Annotated in this window: 18 protein-coding genes, 4 tRNA genes and 2 pseudogenes; 18 read left to right on the top strand and 6 right to left on the bottom strand. The window is 44.0% G+C overall.

Features of this window, described 5'->3' with window-relative positions; translation table 11 throughout:
- Positions 1-14 precede the first annotated feature (14 nt).
- Positions 15-659, top strand: coding sequence for a hypothetical protein (locus SCACP_RS05435; RefSeq protein WP_425060369.1), 645 nt, complete (start codon positions 15-17; stop codon positions 657-659).
- Between the two features lie 33 nt (positions 660-692).
- On the opposite strand, the gene SCACP_RS05440 is transcribed toward SCACP_RS05435, so the two are convergent.
- Complete coding sequence (locus SCACP_RS05440; RefSeq protein WP_425060370.1) at positions 693-2207, bottom strand: PLP-dependent aminotransferase family protein; 1515 nt, start codon at positions 2205-2207, stop codon at positions 693-695.
- 114 nt (positions 2208-2321) lie between these two features.
- Here SCACP_RS05440 and SCACP_RS05445 point away from each other — a divergent pair, with 114 nt between their 5' ends.
- On the top strand, positions 2322-3008 hold the full coding sequence (locus SCACP_RS05445; protein WP_425060371.1) for an AzlC family ABC transporter permease: 687 nt from the start codon (positions 2322-2324) through the stop codon (positions 3006-3008).
- Positions 2998-3321, top strand: coding sequence for an AzlD domain-containing protein (locus SCACP_RS05450; RefSeq protein ID WP_425060372.1), 324 nt, complete (start codon positions 2998-3000; stop codon positions 3319-3321). The genes SCACP_RS05445 and SCACP_RS05450 overlap by 11 nt, the downstream gene beginning before the upstream one ends.
- 18 nt (positions 3322-3339) lie before the next feature.
- On the opposite strand, the gene SCACP_RS05455 is transcribed toward SCACP_RS05450, so the two are convergent.
- Positions 3340-4008 (bottom strand): hypothetical protein, encoded by a 669-nt coding sequence (locus SCACP_RS05455; RefSeq protein ID WP_425060373.1) that lies wholly within the window; start codon positions 4006-4008, stop codon positions 3340-3342.
- A 161-nt stretch (positions 4009-4169) separates the two neighbouring features.
- Here SCACP_RS05455 and SCACP_RS05460 point away from each other — a divergent pair, with 161 nt between their 5' ends.
- A complete protein-coding gene (locus SCACP_RS05460) occupies positions 4170-4667 on the top strand; it encodes a YmaF family protein (RefSeq protein ID WP_425060374.1) in 498 nt (165 codons plus the stop codon).
- 204 nt (positions 4668-4871) lie between these two features.
- Positions 4872-5708, top strand: coding sequence for a polyamine aminopropyltransferase (gene speE / locus SCACP_RS05465; RefSeq protein WP_425060375.1), 837 nt, complete (start codon positions 4872-4874; stop codon positions 5706-5708).
- 66 nt (positions 5709-5774) lie between these two features.
- On the opposite strand, the gene SCACP_RS05470 is transcribed toward speE, so the two are convergent.
- Positions 5775-6887 carry an aminopeptidase gene (locus SCACP_RS05470; protein WP_425060376.1) on the bottom strand — a complete coding sequence of 371 codons (1113 nt, stop codon included), beginning with the start codon at positions 6885-6887 and terminating at the stop codon, positions 5775-5777.
- Between the two features lie 184 nt (positions 6888-7071).
- Between SCACP_RS05470 and SCACP_RS05475 the strand changes: the two genes are divergently transcribed.
- From SCACP_RS05475 to SCACP_RS05525, 11 genes are all read left to right on the top strand, one after another.
- Positions 7072-7147 (top strand) — tRNA-Asn (locus tag SCACP_RS05475).
- 100 nt (positions 7148-7247) lie between these two features.
- Positions 7248-7322, top strand: a tRNA-Glu gene (locus SCACP_RS05480).
- Between the two features lie 3 nt (positions 7323-7325).
- A tRNA-Val gene (locus SCACP_RS05485) sits at positions 7326-7401 on the top strand.
- A 160-nt stretch (positions 7402-7561) separates the two neighbouring features.
- Positions 7562-9181, top strand: coding sequence for a sensor histidine kinase (locus tag SCACP_RS05490; protein WP_425060377.1), 1620 nt, complete (start codon positions 7562-7564; stop codon positions 9179-9181).
- 86 nt (positions 9182-9267) lie between these two features.
- Complete coding sequence (locus SCACP_RS05495; RefSeq protein ID WP_425060378.1) at positions 9268-9783, top strand: transcription repressor NadR; 516 nt, start codon at positions 9268-9270, stop codon at positions 9781-9783.
- A gap of 158 nt (positions 9784-9941) precedes the next feature.
- Complete coding sequence (locus SCACP_RS05500; protein WP_425060379.1) at positions 9942-11276, top strand: MFS transporter; 1335 nt, start codon at positions 9942-9944, stop codon at positions 11274-11276.
- A 107-nt stretch (positions 11277-11383) separates the two neighbouring features.
- Positions 11384-11773, top strand: coding sequence for a double zinc ribbon domain-containing protein (locus SCACP_RS05505; protein ID WP_425060380.1), 390 nt, complete (start codon positions 11384-11386; stop codon positions 11771-11773).
- Positions 11774-11881: 108 nt separating this feature from the next.
- Positions 11882-11956 (top strand) — tRNA-Arg (locus SCACP_RS05510).
- A 170-nt stretch (positions 11957-12126) separates the two neighbouring features.
- A complete protein-coding gene (locus SCACP_RS05515) occupies positions 12127-12900 on the top strand; it encodes a transposase (RefSeq protein ID WP_425060381.1) in 774 nt (257 codons plus the stop codon).
- Positions 12901-13260: 360 nt separating this feature from the next.
- Positions 13261-13569: a hypothetical protein gene (locus SCACP_RS05520; protein ID WP_425060382.1), complete on the top strand. Its 309-nt coding sequence runs from the start codon at positions 13261-13263 to the stop codon at positions 13567-13569.
- A 185-nt stretch (positions 13570-13754) separates the two neighbouring features.
- A complete protein-coding gene (locus SCACP_RS05525; RefSeq protein WP_425060383.1) occupies positions 13755-14297 on the top strand; it encodes a hypothetical protein in 543 nt (180 codons plus the stop codon).
- Positions 14298-14754: 457 nt separating this feature from the next.
- Here SCACP_RS05525 and SCACP_RS05530 read toward each other — a convergent pair whose 3' ends face one another.
- From SCACP_RS05530 to SCACP_RS05540, 3 genes are all read right to left on the bottom strand, one after another.
- Positions 14755-17979 (bottom strand): efflux RND transporter permease subunit, encoded by a 3225-nt coding sequence (locus tag SCACP_RS05530; protein ID WP_425060384.1) that lies wholly within the window; start codon positions 17977-17979, stop codon positions 14755-14757.
- Entirely contained in the window at positions 17976-19103 is a 1128-nt protein-coding gene (locus SCACP_RS05535; RefSeq protein WP_425060385.1) for an efflux RND transporter periplasmic adaptor subunit, read from the bottom strand. Before SCACP_RS05535 ends, SCACP_RS05530 begins: the two co-directional genes overlap by 4 nt.
- A gap of 325 nt (positions 19104-19428) precedes the next feature.
- Complete coding sequence (locus SCACP_RS05540) at positions 19429-19575, bottom strand: transposase (RefSeq protein ID WP_425060386.1); 147 nt, start codon at positions 19573-19575, stop codon at positions 19429-19431.
- A 56-nt stretch (positions 19576-19631) separates the two neighbouring features.
- Here SCACP_RS05540 and SCACP_RS05545 point away from each other — a divergent pair.
- Both SCACP_RS05545 and SCACP_RS05550 read left to right on the top strand, forming a co-directional pair.
- Positions 19632-19800, top strand: a pseudogene (locus SCACP_RS05545) (IS5/IS1182 family transposase); the annotation flags it as partial.
- 169 nt (positions 19801-19969) lie between these two features.
- A pseudogene (locus SCACP_RS05550) lies at positions 19970-20538 on the top strand (transposase).
- Positions 20539-21450 lie beyond the last annotated feature (912 nt).

Below are 21450 nucleotides of genomic sequence, written 5' to 3' on the forward strand. Positions count from 1 at the left end.
CCGGAGGCGTGATCATGCCGTATTTATTAGCCCGCTGGCAAGGCCTGACCCGCTCGTTAGGGTGTGCGTCTCAGGCCGTCGACAAAATTTATTATATTATCCACAGCAGTTATAGCCAATATTTCCGCCATTATCACAGCATGAAACACCTTGCCGATGTTCTCGGTCATCTAGACGAGGTCAGAAGTGAGCTGTCTGACCCAAGACTTGTAGAATATGCGCTATGGTTTCATGATATCGTGTGCGTACCTAATGCCGATACTAATGAATATTTAAGCTCGGCGGTTGCCTGCTATGCAGCTGCCGAGCTTGGTCTGCCACCCGGGTTTGGCCGTCAGTCAGCAGATTTAATACTGCAGACCGGTCACCTTAGGCCGGCTGCCACCAGTGACGGTGCTTATTTAACGGATAGTGACCTTGCGGTGCTGGGACGGGAATGGTTAAGTTTTCTCGATTATGAAACTCAGATAAGGGCCGAGTATCAGTTTCTTAGTGAGGAGGAGTACCGGATTTCAAGGCAACAGATATTAGAAAGGTTCCTTAGCTTGCCGGCTATTTATCAGACAAGTTATTTCCGGGCAAAGTATGAACAGTCTGCCAGACGAAATTTGGCGGCTCTTGTGAGTATCTTAAAGCCTAGCCGTCGACGCCGAATTTGATGTTAATGTTAAGGCAACTTAAACTAATATATATTAAATAACGGGAGTAATAGCCGGCAGTGTATAGTTGCCGGCATTATTATTTGCCAGTACTTGGAGTGCTTTGCTTAGGCGTTTTATGCCCTCCACCAACTGGTCTGCATGGTGAGTTACAAAACACAACCGGAACTCGCTGCTACCGGAGGTATCGCTATAAAACGCTTCACCCGGAACAAAGGATACGCCAACTTTGGTAGCCTCGTGCAACAATTGCCGGGCTAAGATTCCTCGGCTAAGTGTGCACCAGAAATAGAAGCCGCCTTCAGGCAGCGTAAAGTCAAGGTGAGGGCTGCAGTAGCGTTTGAGGGCATTGGCTGCTACATCACGGCGTTTTTTATATTCGGCACGGATAAAGGTGAGATGGCTGTCGAGCAATCCCTCGCTTAAATAGTCATAGAGCAGTTTTTGCGATATGTTGCCGGTGTGAAGGTCTATATACTGTTTTTCGAGAGCAAAGCGGTTAATTACTGTTTCAGGCGCGACAAGCCAACCGGTGCGCAGTCCGGGAAAAATAATTTTAGAGAAAGTGCCGAGGGCTATGACTCCCCCATAGTGATCAAGCGCCTTGAGCGAAGGGGGAGGCTGTTGGGAGTAATACAACTCGCCATAGGGGTCATCCTCGATAATTACTAAGCGGTGCTTTGCTGCCAGATTTAAGAGCGCACGCCGTTCTTCCAGCGGGATAACCCGGCCGTTGGGATTTTGAAAAGTTGGCATAATGTATAGCAGCTTAGGCCGGTAACGGATAAGATAATCTTGTAATAGATCAAGCGGCAACCGGCCGGCCGCCGGCAAGCTGAGCAGGCGGGCATTGGCGGCGTTAAACAGTTGAATGGCTCCCAGATAGGTAGGAGATTCTACCACAACGTAGTCCCCGGGTTCCAGAAATATTTTGGTTATCAGATAGAGTCCCTGCTGTGAGCCGGTTACAATCATCGTATTCTCGGGTTTCACTGCCCAGCCCTTGTTTACCAGCATGGATGCCAGTGCTCGGCGGAGGGGCGTATATCCTTCGGTAGGAATGTGACCTAAATCAGAATTGTTCAGCTGTGAAAATTGCTGAACTAACAACCGGTGGAAGTTTTTAAGCGGGTACAGTGATGGGTCTGGCATGCCCGCAGCCAGGGAGATAATATCGTCTGTTGCTGCCGACGCCATCAGCTCCCGGATAATGGACGGCAACTGCGTGTTTGGACTGGGTACAAATAATTGGGGCCAGGGGACACACGGATTGGGTGCAGCAGGTAATGTTACATTGCTGACGTAGGTGCCGCTGCCCACTTTAGTACTGATAAGTTCCTGCCGTTCAAGCTGCCGGTAAGCATTAATAGCCGTGGTGCGGCTTACTCTTAGCATGGTAGCCAGTTCGCGTTCAGGCGGTAGTTTTGTTCCTGCAGGTATAATATTGTTTTTGATGTTTTCCGAGAGTACACCGGCAATTTGACTATATAACGGAATAGGTGAGCGAGGTTGTAGTAACACATTGGTAAAAAGTTTGGATATATCCAATTTTATAAATCCCCCAAAATATCCAATTTATTTATATATTTCCATAATTGGATATTTACAATGTTTTTCCTGCCGGGTACTATGAAATAAATTATATAAAGGTGGTGATTTTTGATGAAAGATTATTGGCAAGGAATACGCGACAGTCTTCCTGTTATGATGGGAGTTGTGCCGTTTGGCATTACCTGTGGTGTTATGGGACTGACAGCCGGATTAACTCCTGTAGAAACTGTGAGTATGTCGCTGCTGGTATTTGCCGGTGCGGCGCAATTTATCAGTATTACCATGTTAGGGGCTGGAATAACCGGCTGGGGCCTTATAGTGTTTACAACTTTACTGATCAATCTTCGTCATTTGTTGATGGGGGCTTCGCTGGCACCACATCTTCTTAAACTGCCGCTTACCCGGCAATTGTTGCTGGCCTTTACTCTGACTGATGAGTCGTATGCTGTTACTGTTAACCGTACAACCAGAGCAGGGTATAGTGCCAGTTACCAAATAGGGAGTAGTGTAGCGTTTTACATTACCTGGGCTATATCGACTGTTTTAGGTGTAGTGGTAGGCCGCTATATACCTGACCCGTTGGCGTGGGGACTTGATTTTGCTATGCCGGCAACGTTTCTGGCAATGCTGATGCCGCGACTGGTTAACTTTGTGAGTGTTGCGGTATGCGGCGTAGCTGCTATAACTGCCATAATTGGAGCCGCTTATTTCCCGGGAAAATGGTATATAATTGCCGCCTGTGTGGCAGCCAGTATAACAGGCGGCATATTAGAAAAGGAGGAAAAGCATGCGGTTTGAAATAATGCTTATGATTGCCGGCATGGCGGTGGCAACTTTCTTCACAAGATTTGGCGCGTTGGCATTATTGAGTAAGACAGGACTGCCACGTTGGTTTGAGCGTTGGTTCAAACATGTTCCGACTGCAATTCTGACAGCTCTTATTGTACCTTCGCTGGTCTTGCCCAAGGGTCATATTGATGTCTCTTTTGGTAACCATTACCTGCTGGCTGGGGTACTAGCAGCCATTGTTGCATATAAATGCCGGAACGCAATACTCACAATGGGTTTGGGGCTAACGGCTATGCTGTCGCTCCGGTGGCTGGGAATATAACCATAGTCTTTTTGAATTTCATTTATCTGGCGGTTCATTGGAATAGACAGAATCATAATGAGTGGTTTTGCTGTCAACTAGTGTTGTCTGCTCCAGCAAGGATTTGACATATGTTAGTTCAGCGGTGGATTTTTTTAGTTCATCAGCCATATTTTTTAGATTTTTTTCGTTTTCGCTAACAATGTCGACAGGCAAGCGATAGAGTAAAGTATTGGTTAACAAACCCAACCCGAAAAAGATACCTGTGAGTAGCAGCGTAGACATGATAACATTAGCTGCGGTTGTTGTTACTTCAACGTATCCATAGTTTTTGCCGTGAAAGGCTATGTCGGTGCGGTGGCTGATATCAAACAGCGCCGGCATAAATATGGCAGACTGGCTTTCGAGATTTGAACAACTGGTGATGATTTTGACATGCTTAATATCTTGTTTTTGCTGGTAAGTAGCCAATAATTTTTTCATTTGCAGCAACTCACCTTGAGATGAATTTGGCGGATTAATGATAATAATTTCCAGAATTTCGTGGGCAATTTGTTGGGCTAATGCAGCGGTATCGGCCTGTTTGGCCTTCCAGCCCAAGCAGAGATAGGTCAGAGGTGTGCATAAAGAGATTAAAAGGCCGGTAATTGCGGCCAGAATAAACATACGGGTGGAAAATGTTTTAGCATTTTCTTTAATTCCAAACATTAATGCACCTCCGCAGAGACATTAGATTTAGTTACTATAATATATGCCTGTTATGATCTAGTTGACACGTTAAAATAATATGTAAACAAAATTATGAGTAGCCGATGGGTGGCCTGGAGCATAGGATACTATGCAACAATCTTTTGGAGGTGCGACAGGCTATGCCTATTAATGAAGAAGACCGGAAGCATAATTATCATCACCATAATGATCAATCATGTATACATGTTCATACCTATTTGCTTGATGTTGATGTGGCAGATGACCATCAGCATATTGTAATGGGAGTAAGCGGACCGGCGCGGGAGAAAGGAATGAGTCATGTTCACAGGATCCATGGCCGTACTTCTTTTATCAGTGAAGAAGGTGAAGAAGGTCATTGGCACATGGAAGATGTTATGACCGGGCCGGCGATTGATATGCCGGATGGCAATCATGTTCACTATTTTGAAGGGGTAACCAGTAAAGACGACGGCCATTGTCATAGTTTTTCCGGCGCTACCGGCCTCGGACCATCTGAGCTCTTAGAAATGGAAGAATATGATGAGGACGATTGTGAAGAAGAAGATAATGATGAGTGTGAAGGCTATTGTGAGATGCCGCCTAAAAATGCGCCCAAGTATAAATATAAGTATGGCAAGCGCCCTGAAGAAGAATAGGAAAACGGTGGTACAAACAAGCCGCCAGCAGATTTGCTGGCGGCTTAAACAATAAGGCGCTTTGTTAAAATCAAATTTTTTCCCGCATTTATTAAAGATTTTCAAATTATACTTTTAATGTGGCAAATTTTGTGATAAAATTTGTGCCTGTACAAATTATATTAATGTAGTAACTTAAATCTAAATAAATGAGGGGGAATATAAATGGAGTTGTGGTATACTGAATATCAGACCAAAAATTTAGGGCTTACTGTCCGGATAAAAGAAACACTTTATGCCAATAAGTCGGATTTTCAGGAAGTTGCCGTTGTTGATTCCCACGAATTCGGCCGGATGCTGGTGTTAGACGGTGTTTTCCAGACTTCAGTTTTCGATGAGTTTATTTATCATGAGATGATCGCCCATGTACCGTTATTTACCCACCCCAATCCCCAAACAGTTCTGGTTATTGGGGGCGGTGACGGAGGTACTATTCGTGAAGTAGTTAAACATCAGTCGGTAGAAGTAGCTGAGATGGTGGAAATTGATGGATTGGTAGTTGATGTATGCAAAAAGTATCTGCCGGAAATTAGTGTAGCTTTAAATGAAAATCATCCAAAACTGCGCCTTAAAATCGGGGACGGCATTAAACATATGCAAGAAGTGGAGAACAAGTATGACGTCATAATTGTTGACTGTTCCGACCCTATAGGACCGGGGGAAGGCTTGTTTACCCACGCCTTTTATCAGGATGTGTACAAGGCATTAAAGCCTGATGGCTTGTTTGTACAACAGACTGAATCGCCTTTTTATCACCAGGAACTTATTAAACGCCTTAATAAAGATATTTCATCATTATTTCCTGTTACCCGTCTGTATTTGGCCAGTATTCCGCTGTATCCAAGCGGTCTGCACTGCTTTACTATCGGCTCTAAGCAATATGATCCTGTTAACGTTGATACAGCCCGTATTCCGGAAAACTTTGGCACAAGGTATCACAACCGGGAAGTTCAAAAAAGTTGTTTTGTCCTTCCCAACTTTGTTCAAGAACTATTAAAATAGAGAGAAATATAATAAAAGCGAGATTGCCACTTATAACTTATATATAGCAATCTCGCTTTTTCTGTATTACATTAAATTTTCCGGATTCAGTCCTTCAAGTTCTGGAACAACAAACCGGCCGTCTTTGCGAATAAGTTTTTCGTCAAACCAGATTTCGCCGCCGCCGTATGCGGGATTTTGAATGCAGACTAAATCCCAATGGATGGCAGACTTGTTGCCGTTGTAAGCGGCGTCATAGGCATTGCCGGGGGTAAAATGGAAGCTGCCTTTGATTTTTTCATCAAACAGTGTATCTTTCATTGGTGTTTCAATATAGGGGTTGACACCCAGGGCAAACTCCCCGATATAGCGGGCGCCTTCGTCAGTGTCGAATATTTTATTGATTTTTTCACTATCATTGGCTGTAGCTTTGACTATTTTGCCATCTTTGAATTCCAGGCTAATATTTTCATAGGTAAAGCCTTGATATACCGCCGGAGTATTATAGGTAAGTACACCATTTACAGAATTCTTAACAGGCGCGGTGTATACTTCGCCGTCCGGTATATTTCTGAGGCCAGAACATTTTACGGCCGGTATGCCTTTTATAGAAAAAGTAAGGTCGGTACCAGGGCCGCTAATCTTCACTTTATCAGTTTTTTGCAGAAGCTCGATTAAAGGATCCATAGCTTTGGCCATTTTATTGTAATCAAGGTTGCATACATTAAAGTAAAAATCTTCAAAGGCTTCGGTACTCATGTTAGCCAATTGAGCCATTGAGGCATTAGGCCAGCGCAAGATACACCACTTAGTTTTGGGTACGCGTACATCGATATGCACCGGCTTAACCCAATCTTGTTGGTAACTTTGTAATTGGGCGGGCGGTACATCTGCCATCTCGGTGATGTTAAAACTGGCTCTTATGCCAATATATGCGTCCATCTCTTTCATTCTGGCCTGTTCCCAGGAGGCAGCCAGCTTGAGTTGCTCACTGGACGCTTTCATAAGTAAAGCCCGCTGCAACTGGTTGTTTTTTAATTCGAGAAAGGGTAAGGCACCAGCCTGGTAAGCCTCATCTACGAGCGCTTTAGCAAGCGGCAGGGCGTCATCAAACATCTCGATTAGTATTTTTTCACCGCTTTGCAGGCTGGTGGAGTAGCCAATCAGATTTCTGGCCAGAGTTTTTATTCGTGGGTCCAAAATAATACCTCCTTGACGTGGGTTGCTACTTAGGCTATTATCAGTATTTGATGTTTTAACCAAAATATCCTTTAAAGGCATTTCTTCAACTGTAAATATGCTACTAATTGGCAATAAAAAAATTACTGCATACTACTTGCATTTTTATTTCGGCTATTATATAATTCATTATGTCATGAAACGTTCCTCGATAGCTCAGTTGGTAGAGCAATCGGCTGTTAACCGATCGGTCGTAGGTTCGAGTCCTACTCGAGGAGCCATAAGCAGCAAACCGGGTTTTTAGGAGTAACGCGACGCGGAAAACCGCGTGAATCGCTTAGTTCTGAGCGTAGCGAAGAACATCCTAATAACTCGTCTATTGGCCCGTTGGTCAAGTGGTTAAGACACCGCCCTTTCACGGCGGTATCAGGGGTTCGAATCCCCTACGGGTCACCATATGGGCGATTAGCTCAGCCGGGAGAGCGCCTGCCTTACAAGCAGGATGTCGGCAGTTCGATCCTGTCATCGCCCACCAATAAAAAGTCTTCAGCGAGTCTGAAGACTTTTTTTATTTACGCAATGTGAAAAAACTATCAGAGTTAGCTGATTTGGGCAGGATAAGTCTGAATTTTAGCGAATTATGTCAAAAAAGGCGGTGAAATCCGGTGTTATTTTCAAAACAAAAAAATCAATTAATGACAGCTTTGATTGGCATTGCCCTGGTGGCAATTATTGCCGGTGTAATAATTAACTATTTAAACTATCAATACCGGATGGTGATGGCGGCGGAACGAGAGCGATTGTCTGTGGCCGCTAATAATTTGGATATGTATTTTAATGCTCGGCTTACCGGGCTCAAGCTTCTAGCGGCTGATCAAGATATACGTAGCCTTGAACCTAAGCGGGCACGCAAGAAATTATTACTGGCTGCTGATGTGTTGGATTTTGCCAACGTTGCGCTATATGATCCCAGCGGTGCACTAATTACCGACCTGTGGACAGTTCCCGGATATACACAGCCTCCCTTTAAGGTGCATGACATTGAAGATAGCTTCAAGACTGCGCTGTCAGGAAGGCCGGTTGTGTCCGACCGGATTGTCTGCGAAAAAATTGAAAACGCTTATATAAGTATTCTGCTTCCTGTTTTGGATGACAGTGGTAACGTGGCGGCAGTACTATTAGCGTGTGAGCCTATTAGTAATATCGCAATGATTGTGCTGCGGGAGCATATGCCGGAAAATCAATATTTTTTTGTTATGGATAGCAGCGCTCAGATTATTTACCATCCGCGTCTGGCTCAATTTTACCCGGAGGGATCGCTGTTTAAAGACGGAATTGGCGGCTTATTGAATGGTAAATCCGGCATAGTGTCGTTTAAATCTTTTTTAGACGGTATGGATAAGCTGCTTATCTACACTGACTTATACTATACGAACTGGCGGATGGTAATGGCTATTCCCATTAAAACGGTATATGCCAGAGTTTTAAGTAAGTCAATTGATGAGGCGGCAAGTTTCTTTTTTGTTACTATTTGCTTTGCCCTATTATACGGAGTATGGTGGCAAGGAAAACGTCACGAGCGGGAGCGGGAGCAACTGCGGCTTGAACGCATGGCATGTGTTAATCAGTTGGCGGCAGGGATTGCTCATGAAATTAGAAATCCGCTTACGTCAATACAAGGCTTCATTCAGCTCATGGCCCGCCGGGCAGACAAACCGCCGCGGCGGGAGCATCTGGAAATAATTATTACTGAGATTGGCCGGATAGACAAGCTGATTAGTGAGTTTCAGATGCTGGCGCGCCCGCTTAAAGAGCCGGTATTTGAAAAAGTAAATATATGTAAACTGCTAAATGATATTGCAGTGCTGATGGAAGGTCAACTACATAGCAAAAGCGTAGCCTTAACCTTACAACTGCCGGAAGTTGGCTGTTATACCTACGGCGATATAGCTCAACTTAAACAGGTATTTATTAACCTTTTGAAAAATGCAGTGGAGGCCGTGCCACACGGTGGAAATATTACGATGGCAGTCGGCAAATATCAAGGTATGATGGTTGTGAGAGTGGAAGACAACGGTAACGGTATTCCGCCGGAGATAATTGACAAGTTGGGCACCCCTTTCTTTACCACCAAAGAAACCGGTACCGGCTTGGGATTGTCGGTATGTTACAACATTATCCAAAATCACAATGGGCAAATAAAAGTATCCAGCCAAATAGGCAAAGGGTCAGTATTTACTGTACTGCTGCCATTAGCTGAGGATGAATGTTGCATGCTGCCGGTAAACAATGAACAACAGGGTTTTTGCGTATAATAGATAAGTGAGTCTTGACTTCAGAATGGGTTTATTTGAAATTTAAAACCGACTTCATTTCAGTTTGGGGACGGAGGAGATTTTTGATGGAAGCGAAAGAACGGCGGGATCAGATTGTCGGTATGCTAAAACGTACTAGGCAGCCGGTAACCGGCGCAATGTTAGCTAAGGAATTTGGGGTAAGCCGGCAGGTTATCGTTGGAGACATCGCTATTTTGCGGGCTGCAGGCATTGACATTTATGCTACGCCGCAAGGTTATGTGATTTTGACGGCAACGCCGGCTACAACTGTCAAAGCTAAATTTGCCTGCCGTCACGACCGTGAAGGGATGGAAGAAGAACTTGCCGCAATTATTGATAATGGTGGGCGGGTACTTGATGTTAGTGTTGAGCACCCTGTTTATGGTGAGATTAAAGCCAATCTAATGTTGGCTTCCCGCCGCGACTTAGCTGAGTTTTTACATAAATCAGCAGAAAGCGGAGCAGCGCCATTGTCGCTTGTCACCGGTGGTGTGCATATACATACTGTTGAAGCGCCATCGTCCGAAGTTTTGCATAAAATTGCGTCAGAGCTTAAGGCGCTTGGAATTTTGCTTGATTGATGAAACTCAAAATATTATAAGCAAAAACGGCTGTTGCGCGTGTGTGCCAACAGCTTTTAGTCTTTTTAGCAATATAATTAGTTGCCAGCTTAACGTAGAACAAGTATAATAAATATTAGATGACAAGACAGATGTAATGACAAGAAGGGGTGAAAAAAATGGATATTATCAGTCGCTTGGAACAAATTCCAATTAGCCGTTTTCATTACAAGCTGCTAATATTGACCGGTCTGGGTTGGATGTTCGATGCCATGGATACCGGTATCATTGCCTTTGTATTACCGGTATTGGCTAACGAGTGGGGATTATCTGCCGCACAGATGGGATATGTCGGCAGCATCGGTTTGTTGGGTATGGCAATCGGCGCGGTGTTGTCAGGTCTGGCTGCCGATAAGTTTGGCCGAAAGATGGTGTTTTCTGTCACACTGATAATTTATAGTATAGCCACCGGGTTATGTGGGGTGGCCTGGAATTATGAATCATTACTTGTATTTAGATTTTTGGTGGGGTTTGGTTTGGGGGGCGAACTGCCGGTAGCGGCAACGCTTATGACAGAATATTCGCCGCCAGCCAGCCGCGGGCGATTTATTGTTTTGCTGGAGAGCTTTTGGGGATTAGGCTGGCTGGTTGCCGCATTTATTTCTTATCTCGTTATTCCGCGATACGGTTGGCAAATGGCTTTTTATATTGGTGCGCTGCCGGCACTGTATGTCTTTTTTATCAGATTGGCTGTGCCTGAGTCGGTTCGGTATTTGATTGACAAAGGCCGTCAGGTCGAAGCCGGGAAAATTGTTGCTATGCTTGAGCAGGCAGCCGGTATCAGACCGTCAACCCAACCGGTAGCAACTGCCAAACCCGAGTCCCGGCAGCAGGTTAAGCGGACTTTAACTTTCGGTGAGTTGTGGACAAACCGGTTTGCCAAGCGGACAATAATGCTCTGGTTGCTTTGGTTTGGTATAGTATATTCGTACTACGGCATATTTACCTGGTTGCCGTCGCTTATGGTTAAGCAGGGATACACAGTGCTTAAAACTTTCGAGTATGTGTTGATTATGACTTTGGCCCAACTGCCGGGATATTTTAGCGCCGCGTATTTAGTCGACCGTATCGGTCGTAAGGCAACGTTGTCCATCTACTTGACATTAAGTGCAGTAAGCGCCTATTTCTTTGGGCAAGGCGGCAATGCTGCAGTAGTACTCGTCTGGGGAAGTCTTATGTCGTTTTTCAATCTGGGTGCATGGGGTGTTGTCTATACTTATACTCCTGAACTTTATCCTACCCGCATCCGGGCCTTCGGGTCAGGATGGGCTGCGGCAGTTGGCCGGTTTGGCGGGATCTTGGCTCCTACAGTTGTCGGTTATATGGTTATTAACCCGCAAGGATTTGCTCACGTATTCACTATGTTTACCGGCATTATGCTGGCAATTGCCGGTATTGTGTGGCTTTTGGGCGAAGAAACCCGAGGCCGGACTTTGGATGAAATAAGCAAGTAAAATAAACTAGGGCGTTTTTAAATGCCCTAGTTTATTTTTTGCCACACGTGGCTCCGGCATGGTATAATTTTAACTATATAGTATGCTCTCAAGGAGGAACTGTTTATATGATGACAACTTTTGGCTTATTAATTGCTGCTATTGCCGCATATTGGGTATATAATGATGCACGGGGGCGGGGACATGACCGGGGAACGGCGTTAATGTGGTCGATCGGGACGCTGGCCGCGCTAATTATATTTTTGCCACTTTACCTTTTGTTGGGTCGCAAGCCGCCCATGAAGCCACGGCGGAATGACGATTTTATTGATGTTGAAGCTGTGCCTGTTGATGAGGTGATGAAGTGCCCAATGTGTGGTGGCAAGATCAAAGAAGACTATAAAGCATGTCCATATTGTAGTTTCACTCTAAAGCCAAAATGCACGGCATGCGGCAAAGAACTCAACCGGGAATGGCGGACATGTCCTTATTGCCAGACCCCTACTGATGCTAAATAAGAATGATTTTAACTGTAAAAAGTTACAAGAAAAAAATATGTTAAAATCATTGGACATGGTACGTCTGGTATGCTATAATTTTATTTGCGGCTGAAGCCACAGTATAATGCGCCCGTAGCTCAGGGGATAGAGCGCCGGCCTCCGGAGCCGGGTGCGCAGGTTCGATTCCTGCCGGGCGCACCAAGAAACCTAGTAAACTCGCGGATTTTGATTCGCGGGTTTTTTGCATTTTTGAATGATTTTTGACCCCAGGAACACAGCTTGGCAAACCGCTGTTCCGGAGACATGGTGACGGTTCTTTTGTCTTGACAAAAATATCCTTTCCGGTTTATCCTGGAGAAGGGTGATTAGCAGTGACAAGAAAACGGCGGGAGAAAAGTAATAGCGGATATTACCATATTATGATTAGAGGAAATGAAAGGAAATCTATATTTTTTGAGGATGAAGATAGGCTTAGATTTATAGATATACTATATGAAAAAAAACAAGGCAATAAATTTTTTTTGCATGCATTTTGCCTAATGGATAATCATGTCCATTTGATGCTGCAGGAAGGAACTGAAGGCATAGCAAATGTAATGAAAAAAATAAACATTAGCTATGTCTATTATTTTAATAAAAAATATAAGAGAGTAGGTCATTTATTTCAAGATAGGTTTAAGAGTGAAGTTGTAGAAGATGATCAATATATATTGGCATTAATTAGATATATCCATCAAAATCCGGTGAAGGCAGGGATAGTAAAATCAGCAGGTGAATATAAATGGAGCAGCTATAACGGATATTTGCTAGAGAATCATTATTTTAATAAAGTGTTGGATACGGGTGTAATTCTTGGAATTTTTTCAGAAGACTTAAATTCAGCCAAAAAGCAATTTAAAGAATATGTAAACCAAGATGCTGTAGAAACCTTTATTGATATGAATGAAGAAACTGTGGAAATGGACGAAGAATCAGCAAAAGAACTCTGGAATACTATGCTTAATTCGGCTAATTGCGATAGTAGGGTAGAAATAGCGCGATGTGTGATCAAAGAATTTAAGGAAAAGACCAATTTATCAATAAGGAAAATAGCGGCAATTACCCATATTAACAAAGATAGGATAAATAAGATATTGCGAAGCTAGACAAAAGAACCGTCCCTGCGTCTCTCCGGCGTCTCCCGAAACTGGCGGCGTTCATTCCTGGAATGAGGAAGTAGTTACAGCAATTCACTTCTTTGATGCAGCAGGCAACCAAAATGCAGGCGGCGCTCAGAAAAAATCAAGATTGTATACGGCACAGAATAATGCCAATCTGGTGTATTACATGTACGACACCAGAAACTTTGATAATTATTGCTACAACGAAAACCCGGCCGTTTATCCAACCTATAACTTTACTAACGCACCCGCTCGCATCGGCCGCAAGTTAGTAAGAACCCAAGAACGGCTATATAACAAGTTCAGGCTTTGGAGCCTGTTAGGCTATTAAGGAGGACGATACCCATGGTTTATATTGAATATGAGTTACTTGAACCCAATAAATGCCGCGTCATATTCCAGATGTTTAAGCCCGAACGGTTAAGCGAAGAAAGAAAAAAGTCTGGAATCATGATAGACAGCATCCCTGCACCCGAAGAAGGCAGGGGCGTACCGTCTTTGTTCGTAAACCCTGAGACAAAAGAACTCTGGTATGAGTACGAACCACTTCCGGAACCGCCTCTTTACCTGCCGACACGAGAGGGGCAAATGCAGAAAGAAATTGATGATTTGAAGCTGTTAATAGCTGAACTGATCGCTGGAGGTGCTGCATAATGAGTCCGTTAAAATTGCAGTTGTTGGTGGATGCCGTACGTATTGCTATGAAGCGCGAAAAAGTGACTGCCTAAGAAGCGGTAGCTAAATATACATTGACCGAAGAAGATAAGGCTGCCGTACTGGGCGCAATTCAATAAGGAGTTCGGAACTGTTCCGAACTTTGCCAAGAAGAGGGGATGTTTATGAAAGTAATAAAGTATGTAGCAATTGTTGGGTGTTTAATGTTTGTTATGATGTCTGCATGTTTTGCTAAGACCACCGAGTATAATGGGTCCAGAGAAACGATATTTAATTCGTCGAATATGCTAACCAATGAAGACGTTAAAATAGAAGTATTCATTGTGAAAATGTTTTATCCCAGTGTAACAGGTTATAGGATTGGTTTTGATCAAGGAAAGACTATAAATGAAAACGAAACCGTGAATTATATAACAGACGCGGTTCTCCAATTTGATGGAACTAAAACTTATGTTTTTCCAAGTGGGAAATTTGATAAGCTTCCATTATATGGGGATAGTAAAGGGAAGTATTTAACTGAAGCAAGAGTAGAAGTTTATGACAATGAAAATGATATAAAAGTAAGAAGACTTGTAAACTTGATTAAATCATCCAATACGGCAGAAGTTGTATTTACATTTAAAAACAAAGAGAAGATGACCTTTGAAATACCATCTAATGTCCTCCAAGAATGGAAACAAGTAGTTGCTTATCCCGATGTAATTTGAGTCAATAAGCCTTGAAATTTATCAAAAAGTGAGTTATGATTTTCTTAACCGGAACAGCAGTTTGACAGGAGTTTTTGGGTCAAAAAGTGCCGCGAGTGCAGCAACTACGCGGGTTTATAGGCGGATGGGCCCGAGTCGGCCGGAGCCGGGTGCGCAGGTTCGATTCCTGCCGGGCGCACCATTAGTAAATTCAAGCCTTCTGACGATTTTGTCAGAAGGCTTTTTTAATGAAAAACTGCTTATGCACTGCTTATTTTGGAAACTGCTTAAAACTTTTCATTGTATACTGCAATTAAATATTGTATTTGTTGCCATGGAAGTCACCAGCCACTGCCGGCTGGCTCTACATTCTTTTCTACGTAAGAATGGTCTTACTGTTCGGGTTATCAATCCTATCCAGTCGGACTCTTCCGTAATTTGTATATCCGCCAAACCAAAAACGATACTTTTTGATTTCTTAACTCGAAGTATTTGACTTTTTATAGCTGGTCTTGCCGAAAAATTCATAGTATAAGAGCGGCACAACTAATAACGTTAAACCCGTTGCCGCTACTGCCCCAAACATCATAGCAATAGCCAAACCTTGAAAAATGGGATCAAACAGCATTACAAAGGAACCTACTACTACAGCCGCCGCAGTTAATACGATAGGACGAAAACGTACAGTCCCAGCCTCCAACAGCGCTGGTTTGAGTGTTTTACCTTCTTTTATCTCAGCTTGTACGAAATCAATTAACAAAATCGAGTTGCGTACAATAATCCCTGAAAGCGCAATAAAGCCAATCATAGAGGTTGCGGTAAAGAAAGCGCCAAACAGCCAATGCCCCGGTAAAATTCCGACTAGCGTCAAGGGAATCGGCGCCATAATAACGAGCGGCGTAATAAAGCTTCTAAACCAGGCCACAACCAACACATAAATCAGCACAAGCACAGCGGCAAAAGCCATCCCCATATCGCGGAATACTTCATACGTAATATGCCACTCCCCATCCCATTTCATAGCATATTTATCTTCCAGCCAAGGCTGAACAGAAGAATACTGCTCGAACGGATAGCCTCCCGGCGTCTTAACGGCTGCCACCTTATCTTTCATGTTTAAAATCGCGTATACCGGACTTTCCATACTGCCGGCCACATCACCGATTACATATGTAACCGGTTTGAGATTTTTATGATAGATCGTCTTTTCTTCTATTCCTTCCCGTTTTTTTACCAATTCGGATACGGGTACTCGTATACCGCTGCTGCCTGTAAGAAAAAGCTGCGACAGCTTAGTTTCTGATAGCTGGGCCCGGTCTGTATAAGGCAATCGAAGGACAAGTTCGACCGGCTCTTTTTCGTTCGGAATATGCGCTAAGCCGATTGTACTGCCGCTTATGGCAGTATGCAACATAGCAGCAACAGCCTGTGCGCTAATGCCGTGATAGGCAGCTTTTTCCCGATCCACTTCAAACCAGACCTTAGGCTGATCATCTTCTACATACCAGTCAACATCTACTACCCCGTCAGTCTGTCTAAAGATTTCTCGGATTTCTTTTGCCAGTGCAATCTGTCCTTGCTGTGTCGGACCGTATACTTCCGCCACCAGCGTACTTAATACGGGTGGTCCTGGCGGCACCTCGGCCACTTTTATCCTGGCTTTATACGCTTTCCCGATCATTTCAATAGCAGGACGCAACGCTTTAGCCAGTGCATGACTTTGCTGCAAGCGTTCCTTTTTGTCGGTAAAATTAACCTGTATGTCAGCGCTGCTACTGCCAGACCGTTGAAAATAATGCCGCACCAGACCGTTAAAGTTATAGGGCGAAGCCGTACCTACATAAGTTTGAAAATCGGTAATTTCAGGAACTGTTTTTAGATAGGCGCCGATTTCTTTGGTCAAGGCCGCCGTTTGTTCCAGCGTACTGTCTTCCGGCATATCGATAATAATCTGCAATTCACTTTTGTTGTCAAATGGCAGCATCTTTACTTCTACGCCCTTAAACGGAATGGTAAGAACAGCAAGCCCCAGCAAAACGACAATGCCAGCCAACACCGTCCGACGTTTTTTTGCCGAATCTAATAGTGGCTGTAAGATAGCGGTATAACGACGGTGAATGGTATCCGCCTGTCCGGTTTCATGCGTCTGGTGCTTCGCTGATCGCAACAAACGAAAGCCCAGCCACGGACTCACAATAAAGGCTACCAACAGCGAAAACAGCATTGCAGTTGATGCTCCCACGGGAATCGGTTGCATATACGGCCCCATAAGGCCGGATACAAAAGCCATCGGCAACAAGGCAGCAATAACGGTAAAGGTTGCTAAAATAGTCGGATTACCCACCTCATCAACCGCCAGTGCGGCAATTTCCTGATCCGCACGCCCGGCCAACGTAAAACGGCGATGAATATTTTCGACAACAACAATCGCATCATCCACCAGAATACCAATAGAAAAAATCAGCGCAAACAGCGTTACCCGGTTGAGCGTATAACTTAGCATATAGCTGATTAAAAGCGTCAGCGCCAAGGTAACCGGTACGGCTACGCCAACCACACCGGCTTCCCGCCAGCCAAGGGCTAAAGCAATCAAAAAAACTACCGATATCGTGGCAATCAGCATGTGATCTAATAATTCATTTGATTTTTCTTTGGCAGTTTCACCATAATTACGCGTCACCGTAAATTGAACATCATAGGGCAGCAGTGTTCCTCTAAGTGCCTCGGCTTTTGCCAGCGCCCTCTCAGCAACAACTGTTGCATTGGCCCCTTTCTTTTTGGCAAGCGATAGGGTTACCGCCTCATAGGGGCCGTTCCCTTCTGCATGAAGACCTTTACTTTCGCCGCCTGCCCCCACGTCCATAAAAACATACTGGTCAGGTTCTTCCGGACCATCAAGTACAGTGGCTACTTGTTTTAAATAAACCGGCCGATTATTATATACACCGACAACGATATTTTCCACATCTTTAATATCCGCAAGCAATCGACCGGCATCCAGCTTTACTTCCTTGTTGCCCTGCTGGATATTGCCGCTGGCCAGCAAAAAATTGGCCTGTGCCGTTGTATCGGCAATCTGCCCTAACGATAGATTGTAGGCTGCCAGCTTAACTGGATCGGGCTGTATACGGATCTGCCGTTTTTGACCGCCAATTAGCGTAATTTCCGATACCGCATCATCTTTTTTTAACTGTTCGGCCAATTCTACGGCTACTCTCCTGAGTTCATAGCCGGAATAGCCGGGTTTATCACTCCAAAGCGTCACTGCCAAAATCGGCACATCATCAATAGAGCGGGCCTTAATAAGCGGCTGCGATACCCCAGAAGGTATGCGGTCATAATTGGACATCAGTTTATTATACAGCTTCACCAGACTGTCTTCTGCATTCTCGCCCACGCGAAAGCGGACAATGGTTAAGTTGCTGCCTGGTTTGGCAATCGAGTATATATATTCTACGCCCGGAATCTCCCATAAAAGCTGCTCCATGGGTTTTGTAACCCGATTTTCCACTTCAGCCGCCGCCGCACCAGGATAACTGACCATGACATCCAGCATCGGCACCACGATCTGCGGTTCTTCTTCTCGCGGCATAAGCGTTACAGCAAATACTCCTAAAAGCAGTGACATTAAAACTAGAATCGGCGTCAGCTTAGAATCAATGAAAGCCTTGGCCAGCCGGCCGGCAAACCCCAAAACTTTCATAGCCCAGTCACCTCCCCGGCCAAAGCGCCGTCAACCGCATCTTCCATACCTCTTACAACAACATATTCACCGCCTTTTAGGCCGGATACAATTTCCACCTTCCCATCCTGCTGCCGGCCAGTCCGTACCAGACGATACCATACCCGCTTATTCTCATCCATGATATACACACCGGTAAGCTGGCCCTTGGAGATAACGGCTGCCTGTGGTACCAGAATCATAGATTGCTGACCAATGGGAAAACGAACCTTACCATATAGTCCGGTTTTTAAGTCAGTTCCGGTCAGCAAAATTTTGACCAAAAATGATCGGCTCGCCGAATCCACTGCCGGTACAACTTCACTGACTTGACCGGCCATAGGCTCCTTGACCCCATCAAAATCTACCCAAACATTCATCCCTGTTTGTATCTTACTAGTTAGTCCAGACTCTACATAGCATTCGATCAAAAACGCTCCATTATCTTCAACCGTAATCACGGAAACACCAGCCTGCACCATACTGCCAAGTTCCAGCGTTTTTTCAGTCACAATGCCGGAAATCGGCGAAACTAAACGGCTGCTGACTTGCACCTCTGCCAGTCCAGCAGTTGCTTTTTCCATGCTCGCCTTTGCCTGTTCATAAGCCAATTGTGCCATTTCATGCTGGGTTCGTATCTCATCTACTTGCTGACGTGAGATAGCTGCCTGCTGATACAGCCGCTCATACCGTTCATACGTAGCGGCCTGCAAAGAACGGCTGCGTTCCGCAATCTGCATGCCTTTTTCCGCCTCCCGCAGTCCGGCTTCAGCCGCGGCCAGCTTTTGGCGGATATCAGTATCTGCTATTTCAGCCAAAACCTGTCCAGCCTGCACACGATCTCCGGCCTTTACATACACAGCGGTAACCTCTCCCATAACTTTAGGAGCGATTTTGCTGACGGTTTTTGCTTTCACTGTCCCTGAAGTTTCATAATATTGCTCCGCAGGAGCAGCCTGAACCTGCTCAACTCTAATCGCACCTGCCAGCTTTTTGACCGGATCGTTCATAGCTGGCTTGATCTTGCTGCCGCAGCTTGCCAAAAGTGCAGCTATACACACGATAAGCAGTACACCTGCTGTATATCTGTATCTCTTTTTCAGCAAAATCATCACATCTCCCCGTTGTAATTAATGTTTGAATAAAACCCGCATTATTTTATAATTCAGGACAAAAAAACGAAAGATCTGATACATTATAGTTCAAGGCTTAGTGCCTTGGACTTGTTGTTTTTTCCTCTCAATATTCACTTGTCGACTCCTCTGCAAAACACGTTCTCAAAGAAGATTACTTACTCAAGCGTAGATCAAAGACTCGCAGTTCTCGAAATTTTGTTATCACCCAGCTCTCAGCTTTAAAAATCTATGATATTACCCCAATGTTTCGTCAATTTATAGCAAACTCCTTGTTTATTTCCGCATATTAGTCATTTTATGCATAATTTAGTTTAGCATCTTCGCTACTTAAGTTGCCGCTACCCGGAAATGGATTATCTTGTTTTTGTTTATAGCGTTTGATCCATTCATACAGGGTATTTTCATTAACACCAAGCTCTGCTGCTACTCGCGCTATTGGCAAGCTGCTAGTTAGTTTCTATGCGGAGGACATACGGACTGGGGTAAATACCTATATGAAAACGTGGAAAAACTATTGAGAGGGTCTTTGCAGACGCTAAAGAGAAACACGAGATGAGTATAGAGTCTTGGGGAAAGTACAACATTACATAATGCTTCTTTTTGCAGCATGAATTTAAAGAAGTTAGCAAAGTGGAAGAAAAAGCGTGGCACGTTGCCTCCTTTTTACGACACTTTTTCGTCTCTAATATTAAATTTCAACTATAAATGAGCAAAAATAACCCCAGATAATTCCAGTGATAAAAAAATAGAGACAACTGACCCCTTTCTGTGTTATGAATGAGTTCTCACACCAAAACCACAACCAGAAAGGAAATTCAGATGTCTCTAACCATAGCATAGCAGAAACTTCCGCCATTCGCAATTTTTTATTGAGCCTTTCCTTCGCATTCTATTTTTCTAAATCCGTATTCCGGCATATTGAAAAATTTATTATTGCAGCTGTTCAAGCCGGATATCGCGGTAAAGTTGTCGATATTGCGGCACTCAGTTATACTTTATGTCACCGTACGACCTATGGAAAATTCTTAAGCAACGGCGTGTGGAAGCAAGAGTATGCCTGGCGTGCTATCCGCAAAGAAGCCATTACACGGGTATATCAAAAAGAACGATTCTGGAGTACTATAGCCAACGGTGGCCGCTTGAAATCTTTTTCCGCCAGACCAAAGGAAACTTTGGCTTTAACAAATATCAGGCTCGTTCTGCACAAGCCATCGGCAGGATATTGGTCCTAATTACTCTTACCTATCTCTATTGTGTTATCGGAACGGGTAGCTATCAACCATTGGGAGCGGGATTAAAGGCGGTACGTGCCAATACTCAACGTGAGAAAATTACTATGATTTACACGGCTGCTAAAAATGGCGTACCTCTTGAAGATGTTTTATCAAGATTTAAAGTTGCATAAAAAATAGTGCCCTTTATTTGGGCGGCGTTTTACATGGAGTTAAGAGAGGTCATAGTGCTCTAATAAAGTTTTTAGTTTTTTTATCGGCACGGAATCGTTTTCTTCTTCGTACATACTTATTAACGCCCTAAGAGTATCCAGGAACAACCAAACATTATTTTCCTCATTATCCATAACAAGCTACATCACCCTTCAGTAGAATGAGATCGACATATTATAATTACCTATATTATATATTATTCCCCAAAATAGCTTCGGTGAGAATGAATTAAAATAGTGGATGCATTGACCTAATCTGAAGGTAATGACGTTATCCGAACTGGAGAAAGTGAGAAAAATAATTTTAAGTAGTTAATAAGCCGCTTATTTTTCGTGTGGACGGCTTTTTTTTTTATTTTGTATCCACTCCGTAGCAAAACCTTCTCATCGGTCATAGCATGTAATGTATAATCCCTACTACTTAAGAAAGGAGGCCACTTTTATGGGATTTGGTTTTGGCGGTTGTGGTGGCCGCGGCAGCAGTTGGGTCATTATTATCATTATAATAATCATATTGCTGTTCGGCTTTTTTGATGATGACTTTAGTCCTACCTGATTAAATACTTAAACCGTCCGCAGTAAACACGGCCAATTCATAAGATCGCCCGCTCATATGTTTGGTTACGTAGCCGTCTGCCTTCTGGCGGGCGGCTATTTATTATTTATTCCCTCTTTACATCTACGCCAAACAAAGCGAATCGAAGGGGCTTAAATCCAGGTATTTTGGATATTGCAGCCTCCGCGCCGGGTGAGCAGATTCGATTCCTGACGGGCACATTACAGGAAACTAAGTTTTCTCAGCTGTACTGGGAAGACTTTTTTTATATTTTTGGTAACAATTAGGGAATGACTTTACCAAAAATAGACTGAAGA

The sequence above is a fragment of the Sporomusaceae bacterium ACPt genome (assembly GCA_041428575.1).
In the GTDB taxonomy this organism is placed as follows: domain Bacteria; phylum Bacillota; class Negativicutes; order Sporomusales; family Sporomusaceae; genus Sporomusa_D; species Sporomusa_D carbonis.